Below are 14,508 nucleotides of genomic sequence, written 5' to 3' on the forward strand. Positions count from 1 at the left end.
GTGCGGGGCGGCGGGCCGTCGGTCGTACCCGGCCGGGCCGGTCAGTAGGGCTTGACCAGGACGTGCGCGGCGCCCGGGACGCCCACCTTCAGCAGCTCGTCCTCCTCGGGCGTCGTCGCGGCGCCCATCTCCTGCTTGAGCACCGCGCGCGAGAGCGCCTGCACCCACATGGCCCGGGGCCGGCGCCGCTCCTCCCACGCCTTGAGCGCGCCGGGCACATCGGCCTGGGCGTCCAGCGCGTGGGCCAGCACCACCGCGTCCTCGACCGCCATGGCCGCGCCCTGGGCCAGGTGCGGGGTGCTCGCGTGCGCCGCGTCACCGGCCAGCACGACCCGGCCCACGTGCCACGCCTCCTCGACCGTCACCTGGGAGATGCGGGAGTAGACCACACCGGCGGGGTCGGTGACCGAGGCGAGCGCCTGGGCCACGGGGCCCGAGAAGGCGGCCAGCCGCTCCCGCAACTGCTCCAGGGCGCGCTCCGGGTCCGGCCGGAAGTCCTCGGCCTCGGCGAACACCGCGCCCAGGTACATCAGTTCGTCCGTGATCGGGGTGAGCAGCGCCTTCGCCTCCTGCCCGGCGACCCCCATCACCACACCCCGCACCTCGGGCAGCCGCGGCACGGTCACCCGCCAGTTGGCGAACCCCGTGTACTGCGGGGTGTACCGGTCGCCGTACAGCCGGGAGCGCAGCGGCGAGCCGATGCCGTCGAAACCGACCACCAGGTCCCAGCGGCCCGAGGAGCCGTCCGACAGGGTGACGTCGACGCCCGCGCCGTCGTCGGTGAGTTCGGTGATGGTGGCCGAGAAGCGGATCGTGGCGCCGGCCGCCGTCGCCGCGGCGCCGAGCACCCGGGCCAGTGCCGGGCGCGGGATGCCGTTGTTGGACGGGGTGTCGCCCATGCGCGGCTGCGGTATCTCGGCCAGGGTGGTGCCCGTCGGGTCGGCGATGGTGAGCACCTCCCACTCGAAGCCGGCCCGCAGGCAGTCGTCGAGCACCCCGATCTCGTCCATGGCGTGCAGCGCGTTGGACGGCTGGATGATGCCGACCCCGAGCGCGTCCAGTTCGTGCCGGGCCTCGACCACCTCCACGGTGTGACCGCGCCGGGCCAGCGCCGTGGCCAGAGTGAGTCCGCCGATGCCACCACCGTGGATCAGCACGTGCAGGGGTGTCGTCATCTCGGGTGTCTCCAGAACGAGGAAGAGGGAAAGAGAAGAAGAGGGGAGCGACGAGGGGAACAGGGGGAACAGAAGGAACGGGAGGGGCGGCTCAGCCGGCCGGGACCGGCAGGCTCATCAGGTGGTCGACCAGGGCGAGCAGCGTCTCCTTGGCGAACTCGCGCTGCCTGACGTCGCCGATCAGCAGCGGGACCTGCGGATCGAGGTCGAGCGCCGTCCTGATCTCCACCGCCGTACGGGTGTTGTGGCCGTGGAAGCAGTTGATGGTGACCACGAACGGAATGCCCCGGCTCTCGAAGAAGTCGATCGAGGCGAAGCTGGTCTCCAGACGCCGGGTGTCCGCGATGACGACACCGCCGAGGGCGCCGTTGACGAGGTCGTTCCACATGAACCAGAAGCGTTCCTGGCCCGGGGTGCCGAAGAGGTAGACGACGACCTCGTCGCTGATCGTGATGCGTCCGAAGTCCAGGGCGACGGTCGTCGTCTCCTTCTCGCGGATGCCCGCGAGGTCGTCGACGCCGACGCTGGCCTGCGTCATGTACTCCTCGGTGCGCAGCGGAGTGACCTCGCTGACCGCGCCCACCAGGGTGGTCTTGCCGACGCCGAACCCGCCGGCGACAAGGATCTTGACGGCGGCGGGGTCCGCCTGTCTGTTGCTCATGGTGTTCTACAGTCTCCGAAGTCCGTCACGGACGGCGGCCAGCAGCCGCCGGTCTGCGCCGCCCGCCGCCCACGCCACCGAGATCGGCGCGCGGGCGCCCAGCAGGCCCTGGCTGACCAGGTCGCCCACCAGGATCTTGGTCACCGACACGGGCAGATCGAGCCCGGCGGCGACCTCCGCCACGGCGACGGGGCGGCGGCAGCGGGCGAGGATGAGCCGGTGCTCCGGCTGGAGCCTGCCCGGACGCAGCGGGGCGCCCCGCTCGTCGAGGGGTTCGTCCAGCGTGCTGAGCACCGTGATCAGGGTCAGGTCGTCGCGTTCGGGAGCGGTCCGGCCGCGGGTGATGGTGTAGGGGCGCACCATGCTCTCCTCGGCGTCGTCCCCCGTGTCCTCGTGCTCCCAGTGCGTGTTCACGGGCGCGGTCCGGTCCCGAAGGCGTCGAACTCCCCGCGGACCGCGGTCCCCAGCTTCTGCCCGACCTGCTGGACGAGGTTGTGCATGGCCAGCGACATCACCTCGGCGTCGACGTCCTGGGAGGCGACCACCGCCAGGTGCGTGCCCTGGCCGGCGGAGATGATGAACAGCCACAGGTCGGACAGTTCGACGATCACCTGGTGCACCGCACCGCCGCGGAAGAGCTGGCCGACGCCGCGGGCCAGGCTCTGCTGACCGGTGCAGATGGCGGCCAGTCGCTCCGCGTCCGACCGGCCGATGCTCCGCGAGTGGCTGACGACCAGGCCGTCGTCGGAGAGCAGGACCGCGTTCCTGGTCTCGGCGACCGAGTCGACCAGGCCGTCGAGCAGCCAGTCGAGGTCCTGGTGGGTTGCGGTGGTACGTGTCATGATCCGTCCTCATCTCTCGTGGGGTGGCCGGGCGTGCCGGGCGCGGGGGCCGGCGGCTCGGCGTTCGCCCGCGCCGCGCGCGAGCGGCGCTGGAAGGCGCCGATCGTGGCTCCGGCACGGCGCGGTACGGGCCGGAGCATCGGGTCGTCCTGCCAGCGCGGCGGCTGTGCCGCGTCGTTCTGGGCGCCGGGGTCCAGCCGGAGTTCGTCGACCAGGCTGGCCTGCCGGACGCGGCGCGGCAGCGGCGGCTCGGCACCGGGGGCCGGCGGCAGCGGCGCGCTGGTGCCCGTGTGGGAGGGCAGCGGTGTCACGTACCGCACCGGGTGCCCCGGCTCCTCGGCCGGTGCGGCCGGTGCGGGCGGCGTGGTGTGCGCCGGCTGCTCCGGCACGGGGTACGGGTTCGCCCCCTGCTGGTACGGAGCCGGGCCGGCGTACCGGCCCTGGTCGCCGTACGCACCCTGATCGCCGTACGTCTGTGCGTTGCCGTACGCGCTCTGGTCGCCGTACCCGCCCGCGTCCGGTCCGGGGTGCGGGTGGGCGCCGAAGGCGTCCGGGGCCGCGGGCAGGTGCGCAGCCCGGCCGTACGGGACCCGGCCGCCCTCCGGAGCCGGGAGCGGGGCCGGGATCTCGTGCCGCGCGTGGTCCGTGGCGCCGGGGAAGGGCGCGTCCGGCGGGGTGAAGAGGTCGGAGGGCCCGGTGGGAGGCTGCCCCGCGCCGGGGTACGGGGCTTCCCGGCCCGGACCGGCGTAGACGTCGTCCCGGCCGTGGGCGGTACCGGCACCGGCGTAGGCGTCGTCGTCCCGGACGGGAGCGGCGTACGCCGGTTCGGCCGGCTCACCCGGTGCGGGCGCCGCCGCGGTGTGCGGGACGAGCGGGGTGACGGCGGCCAGGGCCTGGCCCTGGCGCCGCGAGGGCAGCGGGTCCTGGGGGCCGGCCGTCGCCGTCGCCGCCGCGGGCACCGGCTCCGGGGCGGGTACGCCCACCGGGCCGCGCGGCGCCGGTTCGGCGACGGTCAGCTCGCCCGGGACCAGGACGACGACGCGGGTGCCGCCATAGGCGGAGGAACGGAACTCCACACCGAGGCCGTACTGGGCCGCGAGCCGGGCGACCACGTGCAGGCCGAGCCGGATGTCCTCGGCGTGGGCCAGGATGTCGAGCCGGGGCGGACGGAGCATCAGGGCGTTGGCCTCGGCCAGTTGCTCCTCGTCCATGCCCAGGCCGCGGTCCTCGACCTCGATGGCGAGGCCGCGGCTGACCGTCGCCGCCCGCACCTCGACGGGGCTCGGCGGACGGGAGAAGGCGAGGGCGTTCTCGATCAGTTCCGCCAGCACGTGCGAGACGGGTCCCACCGCGCGGGCCGCCAGCCACGGGCTGCCGTCGAGATCGAGGACGACCCGCTGGTAGTCCTGCACCTCGCCCTGGGCCGAGCGCATCACGTCGAGCAGGGCGACCGGCTTGCGCCAGCGCCGGTGCGGCGTACCGCCGGAGAGGATGACGAGGTTCTCCTCGTAGCGCCGCAGCCGGGCGGTGAGGTGGTCCAGGTCGAAGAGGCCGTCCAGCACCTCGGAGTCCTCGTGCCTGCGCTCCATCTCGTCCAGCTTCTTCAGCTGCTGTCCGATGAGCTGTTGGGTGCGGCGGGCGATGCGCTGGAGCAGTCGCTCGAAACCGCGGTGCTGGTCCGCCTGGTTGACCGCGGCCTGGAGGGCGCTGGTGCGCGCGAGGTTGAGCGCCTGCCCGAGCCGGGTCAGTTCGTCGGCCGCGCCGTCCTCGGCCTGCGGCCGGATGGCCCGTGCCTCGGTCTCGACGTCGATCTCCTCGCCCCGGCCCAGCCGTTCCACGACCTCGGGGAGCGCCTTCTCCAGCGCCTCGGCCTGTTCCTGGAGGCGGCGGATGCGCAGCCGCAGGCTGCGGGTCAGGCGCCAGGTGGTGAGGATGACGGCGACCACGGCGGCCAGGCCGATCAGCGAGGTCAGCACCAGGCGGCGCAGCAGGGAGAGCACGCTGTCCTTGCCCTCGGCGACGACCTGGTCGGTGCGCTCCTCGATGACCCCTTCGAGCTGGGGTTTGAGGGCGTCCATCGCGAGCCGCCAGGGCTTCTGCCGGTCGGCGGGCAGCCGGACGTTCCCCGACGCGTCGGGCGCCGCGGGGTGCAGCAGGGTCTGCTCGACGCGGGTCTTGCTCTGCCAGGCGGCCCCGGAGGTCATCTTCTGCCAGACCGCCACCAGGTCGGCGGGCAGATAGGGGGTGAGCTTCGCGTTCTGGAGGAACGACTGGTCCAGGACGGCCTGTTGCACCTGCTGGTAGTCCGTGGCGCTCAGCCTGCCCCGGCTCCAGCCGCGGGCCAGCAGCGCGTCGGAGCGGGAGACCATCTCCTTGGTCCAGAAGAGGTCGACGAGCGGCTGCGAGGCGGTGGTGATCCGGCCGTTGTCGACATGGCTCAGCGCCGTGAACAGCTTGAGGTCCACGGAGATCAGGTCCGTGTAGTAGCGGTACACCGCCTCCTGCTGGTCGGCGTCGCCGTCGTCGACGAGGGACCGCTGCGCGGACAGCTTCCCGATCGCCTGCCGGGCGTCGGCGACGGCGTCCCGCACCTCGGCGGGGGCGTCGCCCACGGCCGAGTCGTCGGAGAGCGACAGGAACGTCGCCACCGCGCCGTCGGTCGAGTGCCGTTGCCGGGTGAGCGCCTCGGCGGCGCCGGCCTGCCCGGCCAGCCGCTCGGCGCTGAGTCGCCGTTCCTCCTGGAGGTTGTAGTACACGGCGTTGGAGGGCTGGCCGGCTTTCTCCGCCAGCCGCCCCTGGGCCGCCTGGCGCTGGAAGTCGAAGAAGGTCTGGCCGCTGGTGACCGCCCAGAGGGCGGCCAGGGCGACACCTGGGACGAAGGCGAGGATGAGCAGAGCGGTCCGCAGGGAGAGGGACTTCGAGCTCGTCCGCCGTGACGCGCGCGTGCGCAGGGCGATGCTCCTTGACGAGGGCCGGCCTGACGGCCGGTCATTTCTGATCCGTGCTACGACGCGTGCATATTAGTCACACTATGGAGACGAATCGGAGATCACCCTGCTCGATCAACATACGTTGTCCACACGTTCACCGTGAAATCGGGCGCCGGACAACGGGGTCGGGGGCCCGCCGCCCCCGTGTCGGCGGGCCCCGTCTCCTGAGTGAGTGCCCCGGTCGGGGGGTGTCCGAAGCCTGTCCGGGCCCGGTTCAGAGCTTGATTTGAGCATGCCGTAGTCGGCCTACGTCCCCTGCCGTACGCGCGCCGGGTCAGCCCTCCGGGTGCTCTTCCATGCCGGGCCACTCGTCGGGGCCGCCGCCCTGCCACTCGATGAGGTCGCTCTCCTCGACCTCGATGCGGTCCAGGTCTGCCAGCCGGAGGATCTCGATGACGTCGTCCAGGTGGGAGGCGAGCCCGAGGGTCACGTCGTCCTCGGTGACCCGGCGGGAGCCGTCCAGCGCGGGGGAGTGCACCACGATGTGCGGATGCTGCGTGGGGTGTGCCATGCCCCCAGGCTCCCGCCGGACGGGCCGGTCCGCACCCCGGGGCCCCGGGACGGACGACGCCGGGCCGGGCGGCACCGGATGCGGGACCGTCCGCATCCGGCACCGCCCGGCCCGGTGAGCTCTCCGGCGGTGGAACCCGCCCGGCGGCGCGAGACTGGGCGCGACAGGACATTCGCGCCGCCGGACGGAGTCGGGACCGCCTCGCGCGGGCGCGGGGCGGAAGAATATGAAGAACATGGAGAGAAGAGGAAGAAGAGAGAAAGAAAAAGAGGGGGAGGGGGGAGGGGCTGGGACCGCGGCGGGCGCGACGGCTCCGGAAGCGCTTCCCTCTGGTCGAGAAGACGGTTCCGGTGCCTTCACCACCGCACTGGCTCGCATCTCCCGTGCGTCCCCGGCCTCGCTGGAAGCCGGGCCACGGGGATTCCGCCGCGGTCCTCGCCCTGACCGCGGGGCGCCGGGCGGCCACCCCTCATCCGGGTCGCCCGGCGCCCGCGCGGGGCGTACGCGTCCGGCTCCCGACCTCCCCGTCGGACAGCCGGACGCGGCTGGTGGGTCAGTCCTCGCGCTGGGCGCGGACCGCCTCCTCCACGCGCTTGCCGTACTCGGGGTCGGCGGCGTGGAAGTGTGCGAGGTTCTTCTCGACGACGTCCTGGCGGGAGACCTGCGAGAGACCGCCCGCGATGTTCGCGACCAGGCGCTCCTTCTCGGCCTCGGACATCAGCCGGTACAGCTCGCCCGCCTGCACGAAGTCGTCGTCCTTGGTGTGCGCCGGCGCCTCGTGGGTGCCGGTGTGGCCGCTGACGGCCAGCGGCGCGGCGAGCGGCCGGCCGGTCTCGACCGGGCCGTCGTAGGAGTTCGGCTCGTAGTTCTTGGCGTGCCGGCCCTGGGAGTTGGCCGCCATCAGACCGTCCCGGCCGTAGTTGGCGGCGCCGCCGGGCACGGCCCTGGGGGCGTTCACCGCGAGCTGGGTGTGGTTGACGCCCAGGCGGTAGCGGTGCGCGTCGGCGTAGGCGAACAGCCGGCCCTGGAGCATCTTGTCCGGGGACGGGCCGATGCCGGGCACGAAGTTGTTCGGGGAGAACGCGGCCTGCTCGACCTCGGCGAACACATTGTCGGGGTTGCGGTCCAGGACCAGGCGGCCCACCCGCTGGAGCGGGTAGTCCCGGTGCGGCCACACCTTGGTCAGGTCGAACGGGTTGAAGCGGTAGCCGTCCGCCTGAGCCGCGGGCATGAGCTGGACGTACAGCGTCCAGGACGGGTGCACCCCGCGCTCGATGGCCTGGAGCAGGTCGGTCTGGTGGGAGCTGCCGTCCTTGCCGGCGAGTTCCTGGGCCTGCTCGGCGGTCAGGCAGCGGATGCCCTGGTCCGTCTTGAAGTGGTACTTGACGAAGAACGCCTCGCCCTCGGCGTTCGTCCACTGGTAGGTGTGCGAGCCGTAGCCGTTCATGTGGCGGTACGACGCCGGGATGCCGCGGTCGCCCATCAGCCAGGTCACCTGGTGCGTGGCCTCGGGGGCGTGCGCCCAGAAGTCCCAGACGTTGTCCGGCTCCTGGCGGCCGGTGAACGGGTCGCGCTTCTGCGAGTGGATGAAGTCGGGGAACTTGATCGGGTCCTTGATGAAGAACACCGGGGTGTTGTTGCCGACGAGGTCGTAGTTGCCCTCCTCGGTGTAGAACTTCAGCGCGAAGCCGCGCGGGTCGCGCACCGCGTCCGCGCCGCCGAGGCTGTCGGCCACCGTGGAGAAGCGCGCGAACACCTCGGTGCGCTTGCCGATCGTGTCCAGGAAGGCGGCGTGGGTGAACCCGGTGACGTCGTCGGTCACCTCGAAGTGGCCGTAGGCGCCCGAGCCGCGGGCGTGCACCACGCGCTCCGGGATGCGCTCGCGGTTGAAGCGCGCCAGCTTCTCCAGAAGGTGCTGGTCCTGGAGGAGGAGCGGGCCGCCGATGCCGGCGGAGGCGGAGTTCTGGTTGTCGGCGACCGGGGCGCCGGACTCGGTCGTGAGCACGCGCTGCGACATCGTGGACCTTCCATGCGAGGGGCAGCGGAAACTTGTTTCCGCTTCGTGGAGCCTAGATTTGGGCGTTCGGGACGTCAACAGTTTGTTGAATTCCCGCGCGCGGGGCTGCTGCCGGAGGCTGACCGGGTGGACGCCGCCGCCTGGGCGCGACAGGACAGGTGTCGGCGGCGGCGTCCCCCGGAGCTGTGGGACCGGCCTGCGGGGGCGCCGGTCAGACCCGGGCGCCGGACAGGCGCTCCACGGCCCGCAGCAGGGCCGAGTGGTCCAGACCGCCGTCGCCCTGGGCGCGCAGCGACGCGACCAGCTGGGCGACCACGGCGCCGACCGGCAGGGCCGCGCCGACGCTGCGGGCGGCGTCGGTGACGATGCCCATGTCCTTGTGGTGCAGGTCGATGCGGAAGCCCGGCTTGAAGTCCCGGTCGAGGAAGTTGTCCTTCTTGCGGGTCAGCACGGTGGAGCCGGCCAGCCCGCCGTTCAGCACGTCCAGGGCCGCCGCGAGGTCCACGCCGGACTTCTCCAGGAAGACCACGGCCTCGGCGCACGCCTGGATGTTCACCGCGACGATCAGCTGGTTGGCCGCCTTCACGGTCTGGCCCGAGCCGTGCGGACCGCACAGCACGATGGTCCGGCCCAGGGCGTCGAAGAGCGGCTTGGCCTCGTCGAAGTCGGCCTGACCGCCGCCGACCATGATGGACAGCACCGCCTCGATCGCGCCCGCCTCACCGCCGGAGACGGGGGCGTCCAGCACGCGGATGCCCTTGTCCTGCGCGGCCTTCGCCAGGTCGATCGAGGTCTGCGGGGTGATCGAGGACATGTCGATCAGGAGCGCGCCGGAGCGCGCGTTCTCCAGGATGCCGTCCGGGCCGTAGGCGATGGCCTCGACCTGCGGGGAGGCGGGCACCATCGTGATGATCACGTCGGCGTCCGCGACCGCCTCGGCGATCGAACCGGCCGCGGTGCCGCCGGCGGCGGTCAGCCGGTCCAGCTTCTCCTGCTCCAGGGTGAAGCCGGTGACCTGGTAGCCCGCCTTGATCAGGTTCTCGGACATGGGGGAGCCCATGATGCCGAGGCCGATCCAGGAAACCTTGGGAAGAGTGCTCATGACGGGGGTGCCTCTCTGAAAAGCTCTGGTGTCTTGGAGGGTCAGCGGGCCGCGCGGGCGCCGGCGGGCAGCCAGTCGAAGGTCTCGGCGCTCGGCCGGTCGCCGGGCTTGTACTCCAGGCCGACCCACCCGTCGTAACCGGCCTTGGCGAGCCGGTCGAGCAGGTCCTCCAGGGGCAGCGAGCCGGTGCCGGGGGCGCCGCGCCCGGGGTTGTCGGCGATCTGCACATGCCCGGTCCTCGCGGCGTACCGGTCGATCACCGCGGGCAGGTCCTCGCCGTTCATCGACAGGTGGTACAGGTCCATCAGGAAGCGGGCGTTGCCCAGGCCGGTCGCGGCGTTCACCCGGTCCACGACCTCGACGGCGGCGGGCGCGCTCACCAGCGGGCACAGCGGCGACTCGGGCTTGTTCAGGGCCTCGATCAGGACGGTCGCGCCGATCCGGTCGGCGGCGCGGGCCGCCAGGACCAGGTTCTCCAGGGCGAGCGCGTCCTGCTCGGCCGGGTCCACGCCCTCGACCCGGTTGCCGTACAGCGCGTTGAGCGCCGTGCAGCCCAGCGAGCGGGCGAGTTCCACGGCCACGTCGATGTTGGCGCGGAACCGCTCCGACTCCTCGCCGGGGATCGACAGGGCGCCGCGGTCGGGGCCGGGGAGCCTGCCGGCGTAGAAGTTCAGGCCGGTGAGCCGGACGCCCGCGTCCTCGATCGCCTTCCTGAGGGCGTCCAGCTCGGACTGCTCGGGGGTGGGGGTGTCGATCCAGGGCCACCACAGCTCGACCGCGGTGAAGCCGGCCGCGGCGGCGGCCGCGGGGCGCTCCAGGAGCGGGAGTTCCGTGAAGAGGATCGACAGGTTGACGTTGAAGCGCTGGTCTGCGAATCCCATCGGGGCCGCGCTCCCTTCCGTGTCGTTATTCCGTATGACGGAAGTTCGTTTCTGCTTAATGGAAGACTGCCGTCGGGTGTCGCGGCTTGTCAAGAGGGCGCCGGCGGCGGACGGTCCCCGGATCGCCCGGACCCGCCCGGAAACCGGCCTTGCGCGTTAGGTTGAGCGCGTGCGATTGAGAGTGGAGTTCACGACCGAACCCTTCGACCTGGACCAGGCCCCCGCGCACGCGGTGGTGGCCCGCGAGGTCGTGGAGGGCGCCGCGCTGGACGCCGTGGACGTCGGCCCCTTCGGCAACACCGCGGAAGGCGGCGCCGACGCCGTGCTGAGCGCCGTGGACACCCTGCTGCGCAGGAGCCTCGCGGCGGGCGCCACCCGGATCTCGCTCCAGGTCAACGTGATCGGGGAGGGCGATAGGTGACCGGTCAGGAGCCGTTCATCGCGGCCGTGAAACCGCTGATCGACGCGATCGGCGGCGAGCTGCTCCCGCCGGAGCAGGCCGGACCCGACGACGTCGTGCTCGCCTGGGAGGGGGTGGACGCCGTCGGTGTGCGCCTGCCCCAGCTGGCCGACTCCCTCGACCACATCCTGGCCGCCATGGAGCGCCGCGAGGGTGTGCCGCTCGCCGACCTGGACCGCAGGTCCAAGCAGGAGATCGTACGGGTTCTGGAGGCGCGCGGCGCCTTCTCCGTGCGGCACGGGGTGGAGACCGTGGCGAGCGCGCTCGGGGTCAGCCGCTTCACCGTCTACAACTACCTCAACCGGGACAAGGAGGGCTGAGCCGCCCCGACCGGGAGGAGTGCAGCGGGGCCTCTCCGGGCTTTGCGCGGAATTTTCAACAAACTGTTGACGCAGTGTTTCGGAGAGCGTTAGCTATCCGCAGCCCGTTCAGCACACAGGCCGTTCGCGGCCACGGAGGCTCCCGTGACTACGACTTCCACGCCGTCGGGCCTCGCCCGCTTCAACACTCTCCCGGATGCCGCGGCCCGCGCCGCGCTCCTGGAGGCGTGCGCCTCCACGGCATGGGCCGAGCGGCTGCTCGCCGCCCGCCCCCACGCCAGTGCCGAGGACCTGTACACCGCCAGTGACGCCGCCATGGCCGAGCTGACGGCGGCGGACCTCGCACAGGCCATGTCCGGCCACCCGCCGATCGGCCGCCCCAAGCCCGGCGACCCGACCTCGGCCCGCGAACAGAGCGGTATGGCCGGCGCCTCCGAGGCCCTCAAGGAGGAGATGCTCGAACTGAACCTGGCCTACCAGGAGAAGTTCGGCCATGTGTTCCTCATCTGCGCCACCGGCCGGACCGGTGAGCAGATGCGGGACGCGGTGAAGGAGCGGATCGGCAACGCGCCGGAGCAGGAACGGGAGATCGTCCGCACCGAGCTGGGGAAGATCAACCGCATCCGGCTCGCGCGCCTGCTCGAAGACGCCTGAGCACCTGCTCGAAGACGCCCGAAGAGGAAACCATGAGCACCGAGACCACCGCCTCCGTGTCCACCCACATCCTGGACACCAGCGTCGGCCGCCCCGCCGGGGGCGTCGCCGTCCAGCTCTCCGCCCGCTCGGGCCGGGACGCGGACTGGCAGACGCTCGGCGGCTCCGCGACCGACGCGGACGGGCGGTGCAAGGACCTGCCGGCCCTGCCGGAGGGGACCACACACGTGCGGCTCGGCTTCGACACCGAGACGTACTTCGCCAAGAAACAAGCCGCGGCCCAGCAGGACGCCCCCGCGCTCCGGGACAGCGAGAACGGCCGGCCGGTGTTCTTCCCCGAGGTGACCATCGCCTTCGCGGTGGTGCCCGGGGAGCACTACCACGTTCCGCTGCTGCTCAACCCGTTCGGCTACTCCGTTTACCGAGGGAGCTGACCGACACATGACCCGTTTCGTCCTGGGACAGAACCAGTACGGCAAGGCAGAGAACCGCGTCGTCAAGATCACGCGGGACGGCGACACGCACCACATCAAGGACCTGAACGTCTCCGTCGCCCTCTCCGGCGACATGGAGGAGGTCCACCGCAGCGGTTCCAATGCGAACGTCCTGCCGACCGACACCACCAAGAACACGGTGTTCGCCTTCGCCAAGGAGCACGGGATCCAGAGCGCCGAGGACCTCGGCGTCAAGCTCGCCCGCCACTTCGTGGACCACAACGAGCCCATCCACCGGGCCCGCATCCGCATCGAGGAGTACTCCTGGGAGCGGATCGAGACCTCCAAGGGCGGCGCCCGCTTCGTCGGCGCCGACGAGATCGCCCACTCCTTCGTCCGCAAGGGCCAGGAGACCCGCGTCGCGCAGATCACCTACGACGGCCACGGCATCCAGGTGCTCTCCGGGTTCAAGGACCTCACCGTCCTGAACTCGACCAACTCCGAGTTCTTCGGCTTCCTGAAGGACAAGTACACCACCCTGCCCGAGGACCACGACCGCATCCTCGCCACCACCGTCGCCACCTGGTGGCGGCACAACTGGGACGGCGTCGACTCGCACGCCCCCGACTGGGACCGCTCCTACGGCGGAGTGCGCAAGCACGCCCTCCAGGCGTTCGCCGAGACCTACTCGTACTCCCTCCAGCAGACCCTGTTCGAGATGGGCGTACGGGTGCTGAACTCCCGTGACGAGGTCGACGAGATCCGCTTCTCGATGCCCAACAAGCACCACTTCCGTTCGGACCTCTCGCCGTTCGGGATCGACAACGAGGCCAAGGACGGCGCCGTCTACTACGCCGCCGACCGCCCCTACGGCCTGATCGAGGCCACCATCCTGCGCGACGGAGCCGAGCAACTCATCCCGGTCGACATGACCAACCTCTGACGCGGGACGCGTGCCGCCGGCCCGGCCCCACCGGGCCGGCGGCACGCCACACCGGAGGGAACACCATGGCACAGCCTGCAACGGAGCCGGCGAAAGGCTCCTGTTCCACCCCGCCGGTGCACACCGAGGACGCCGTCACGTCCGTGCACCCGGTGGACGAGAAGCTCCACCCCTCGCGGCTCGTCCCCGCCGCGCTCCAGCACATCGCCGCGATGTACGCGGGCGTTGTCACTCCTCCGCTCATCATCGGCCAGGCCTGCGGGCTCGACATCGCGGCCCGCACCCGGCTGATCGCCGCCTCCCTGCTCATCGCCGGTGTGGCCACCGTTCTCCAGACCATCGGCGTCAAGGGTGTGGTCGGCAACCGCCTGCCCTTCGTCAACGCCGCCTCCTCCGCGGGCATCGCCCCCATCCTCGCGATCGCCGAGACCAACTCACCGGGCCGCCAACTCCCGGCCATCTACGGCGCGGTGATGGTCGCCGGCGTCTTCTGCCTGGCCGTCGGGCCGTTCTTCGGGCGCCTGCTGCGCTACTTCCCGCCGCTGGTCACCGGTGTGGTGATCACCCTCATCGGGGTCACCCTGATGCCCGTGCCGGTCGGCTGGGCCCAGGGCGGCGACAAGACCGCCGCCGACTTCGGCTCCATGAGGAACCTCGCGCTGGCCGCCTTCACGCTGGTCGTCATCCTGCTGATCCAGCGCTTCGGCCGCGGCTTCGTCAAGCAAGTCGCTCTGCTCTTCGGCCTGTTGATCGGCACGCTGGCCGCCATGCCCTTCGGGATGGCCGACTTCAGCGGCATCCGCTCCGCACCCGTCGCCGCGCTGCCCACCCCCTTCGCCTTCGGCGCCCCCGTCTTCGAGCCCGCCGCGATCCTCTCCCTGTGCATCGTGATGCTGGTGCTGATGACCGAGTCCAGCGCCGGGATGCTCGCCCTCGGCGAGATCTGCGACCGCCGCGCCGACGCCCGCACCATCACCCGCGGACTGCGCACCGACGGCATCGCCACCCTGCTCGGCCCCGTCTTCGGCGGCTTCCCCACCTCGGCCTTCGCCCAGAACGTCGGCGTCGTCTCGCTGACGCGGGTGCGCAGCCGCTACGTCGTCGCCACCGCCGGTGCCGCCCTGCTCGTCCTCGGCGCCTTCCCCGTGCTCGGCGCGGTGGTCTCCCTGGTGCCCATGCCGGTGCTGGGCGGCGCGGGCATCGTCCTGTTCGGCTCCATCGCGGTCAGCGGCATCCGTACGCTCTCCGAGGCCGGACTCGACGACAGCTCCAACATCATCCTGGTCGCCGTCGCCCTGGGCGCCGGCATCATCCCACTGGCCGCGCCCACCTTCTACGCCGAGTTCCCGGCCTGGGCGCAGACCGTCCTGGGCTCCGGGATCAGCGCCGGCGCACTCGTCGCCGTCCTGCTCAACCTCTTCTTCCACCATCTCGGCACCCGGAGCCGCACGGCCCCGGCACTCAAATCCTCCTAGGGTCCTGCCGTGCCCTCCCCGTGGGCCATCCCCGTCCACGGGC

15 protein-coding genes are annotated in these 14,508 nt (G+C 71.9%); 6 read left to right on the forward strand and 9 right to left on the reverse strand.

What is annotated here, in order from left to right:
* Positions 1–41 precede the first annotated feature (41 nt).
* The 9 genes from A8713_RS25875 to A8713_RS25915 all read right to left on the reverse strand — a co-directional run bounded on the left by A8713_RS25875 (position 42) and on the right by A8713_RS25915 (position 10,179).
* Positions 42–1,175, reverse strand: coding sequence for an FAD-dependent monooxygenase (locus A8713_RS25875; protein WP_064535949.1), 1,134 nt, complete (start codon positions 1,173–1,175; stop codon positions 42–44).
* Positions 1,176–1,266: 91 nt separating this feature from the next.
* Positions 1,267–1,836 carry a GTP-binding protein gene (locus A8713_RS25880; protein ID WP_064535950.1) on the reverse strand — a complete coding sequence of 190 codons (570 nt, stop codon included), beginning with the start codon at positions 1,834–1,836 and terminating at the stop codon, positions 1,267–1,269.
* A gap of 6 nt (positions 1,837–1,842) precedes the next feature.
* Positions 1,843–2,199, reverse strand: a complete 357-nt coding sequence (locus A8713_RS25885; RefSeq protein ID WP_064537717.1) for a DUF742 domain-containing protein — start codon at positions 2,197–2,199, stop codon at positions 1,843–1,845.
* 47 nt (positions 2,200–2,246) lie between these two features.
* Positions 2,247–2,678, reverse strand: a complete 432-nt coding sequence (locus tag A8713_RS25890) for a roadblock/LC7 domain-containing protein (RefSeq protein ID WP_018571600.1) — start codon at positions 2,676–2,678, stop codon at positions 2,247–2,249.
* Positions 2,675–5,434 carry a nitrate- and nitrite sensing domain-containing protein gene (locus tag A8713_RS25895; RefSeq protein ID WP_173860906.1) on the reverse strand — a complete coding sequence of 920 codons (2,760 nt, stop codon included), beginning with the start codon at positions 5,432–5,434 and terminating at the stop codon, positions 2,675–2,677. The genes A8713_RS25890 and A8713_RS25895 overlap by 4 nt, the downstream gene beginning before the upstream one ends.
* A gap of 508 nt (positions 5,435–5,942) precedes the next feature.
* A complete protein-coding gene (locus tag A8713_RS25900) occupies positions 5,943–6,179 on the reverse strand; it encodes a hypothetical protein (protein ID WP_064535952.1) in 237 nt (78 codons plus the stop codon).
* A gap of 553 nt (positions 6,180–6,732) precedes the next feature.
* Complete coding sequence (locus A8713_RS25905) at positions 6,733–8,196, reverse strand: catalase (protein WP_064535953.1); 1,464 nt, start codon at positions 8,194–8,196, stop codon at positions 6,733–6,735.
* Between the two features lie 211 nt (positions 8,197–8,407).
* On the reverse strand, positions 8,408–9,298 hold the full coding sequence (locus A8713_RS25910) for a 2-hydroxy-3-oxopropionate reductase (protein WP_018571605.1): 891 nt from the start codon (positions 9,296–9,298) through the stop codon (positions 8,408–8,410).
* Positions 9,299–9,339: 41 nt separating this feature from the next.
* Complete coding sequence (locus A8713_RS25915) at positions 9,340–10,179, reverse strand: TIM barrel protein (RefSeq protein ID WP_064535954.1); 840 nt, start codon at positions 10,177–10,179, stop codon at positions 9,340–9,342.
* 169 nt (positions 10,180–10,348) lie between these two features.
* Between A8713_RS25915 and A8713_RS25920 the strand changes: the two genes are divergently transcribed.
* The 6 genes from A8713_RS25920 to A8713_RS25945 all read left to right on the forward strand — a co-directional run bounded on the left by A8713_RS25920 (position 10,349) and on the right by A8713_RS25945 (position 14,465).
* Positions 10,349–10,600, forward strand: coding sequence for a hypothetical protein (locus tag A8713_RS25920; protein WP_037874618.1), 252 nt, complete (start codon positions 10,349–10,351; stop codon positions 10,598–10,600).
* On the forward strand, positions 10,597–10,959 hold the full coding sequence (locus A8713_RS25925) for a helix-turn-helix domain-containing protein (RefSeq protein ID WP_064535955.1): 363 nt from the start codon (positions 10,597–10,599) through the stop codon (positions 10,957–10,959). Before A8713_RS25920 ends, A8713_RS25925 begins: the two co-directional genes overlap by 4 nt.
* A gap of 144 nt (positions 10,960–11,103) precedes the next feature.
* The gene (uraD, locus tag A8713_RS25930; protein WP_018571609.1) at positions 11,104–11,613 is read left to right on the forward strand and encodes a 2-oxo-4-hydroxy-4-carboxy-5-ureidoimidazoline decarboxylase; all 510 of its coding nucleotides are present in this window, start codon (positions 11,104–11,106) and stop codon (positions 11,611–11,613) included.
* Between the two features lie 32 nt (positions 11,614–11,645).
* Positions 11,646–12,047 (forward strand): hydroxyisourate hydrolase, encoded by a 402-nt coding sequence (gene uraH / locus A8713_RS25935; RefSeq protein WP_018571610.1) that lies wholly within the window; start codon positions 11,646–11,648, stop codon positions 12,045–12,047.
* 7 nt (positions 12,048–12,054) lie between these two features.
* Positions 12,055–12,990, forward strand: a complete 936-nt coding sequence (pucL, locus tag A8713_RS25940) for a factor-independent urate hydroxylase (protein WP_064535956.1) — start codon at positions 12,055–12,057, stop codon at positions 12,988–12,990.
* Between the two features lie 65 nt (positions 12,991–13,055).
* Complete coding sequence (locus A8713_RS25945; protein ID WP_064535957.1) at positions 13,056–14,465, forward strand: nucleobase:cation symporter-2 family protein; 1,410 nt, start codon at positions 13,056–13,058, stop codon at positions 14,463–14,465.
* The last annotated feature ends 43 nt before the right edge of the window (positions 14,466–14,508 follow it).

This window comes from Streptomyces sp. SAT1 (genome assembly GCF_001654495.1).
Lineage (GTDB): Bacteria > Actinomycetota > Actinomycetes > Streptomycetales > Streptomycetaceae > Streptomyces > Streptomyces andamanensis.

Bases quoted from the DNA above. Each gene is read 5' to 3' on its own strand.
- A8713_RS25875 (WP_064535949.1), bottom strand. From the start codon at position 1,175: ATGACGACACCCCTGCACGTGCTGATCCACGGTGGTGGCATCGGCGGA.
- A8713_RS25880 (WP_064535950.1), bottom strand. From the start codon at position 1,836: ATGAGCAACAGACAGGCGGACCCCGCCGCCGTCAAGATCCTTGTCGCC.
- A8713_RS25885 (WP_064537717.1), bottom strand. From the start codon at position 2,199: ATGGTGCGCCCCTACACCATCACCCGCGGCCGGACCGCTCCCGAACGC.
- A8713_RS25890 (WP_018571600.1), bottom strand. From the start codon at position 2,678: ATGACACGTACCACCGCAACCCACCAGGACCTCGACTGGCTGCTCGAC.
- A8713_RS25900 (WP_064535952.1), bottom strand. From the start codon at position 6,179: ATGGCACACCCCACGCAGCATCCGCACATCGTGGTGCACTCCCCCGCG.
- A8713_RS25905 (WP_064535953.1), bottom strand. From the start codon at position 8,196: ATGTCGCAGCGCGTGCTCACGACCGAGTCCGGCGCCCCGGTCGCCGAC.
- A8713_RS25910 (WP_018571605.1), bottom strand. From the start codon at position 9,298: ATGAGCACTCTTCCCAAGGTTTCCTGGATCGGCCTCGGCATCATGGGC.
- A8713_RS25915 (WP_064535954.1), bottom strand. From the start codon at position 10,179: ATGGGATTCGCAGACCAGCGCTTCAACGTCAACCTGTCGATCCTCTTC.
- uraH (WP_018571610.1), top strand. From the start codon at position 11,646: ATGAGCACCGAGACCACCGCCTCCGTGTCCACCCACATCCTGGACACC.
- pucL (WP_064535956.1), top strand. From the start codon at position 12,055: ATGACCCGTTTCGTCCTGGGACAGAACCAGTACGGCAAGGCAGAGAAC.
- A8713_RS25945 (WP_064535957.1), top strand. From the start codon at position 13,056: ATGGCACAGCCTGCAACGGAGCCGGCGAAAGGCTCCTGTTCCACCCCG.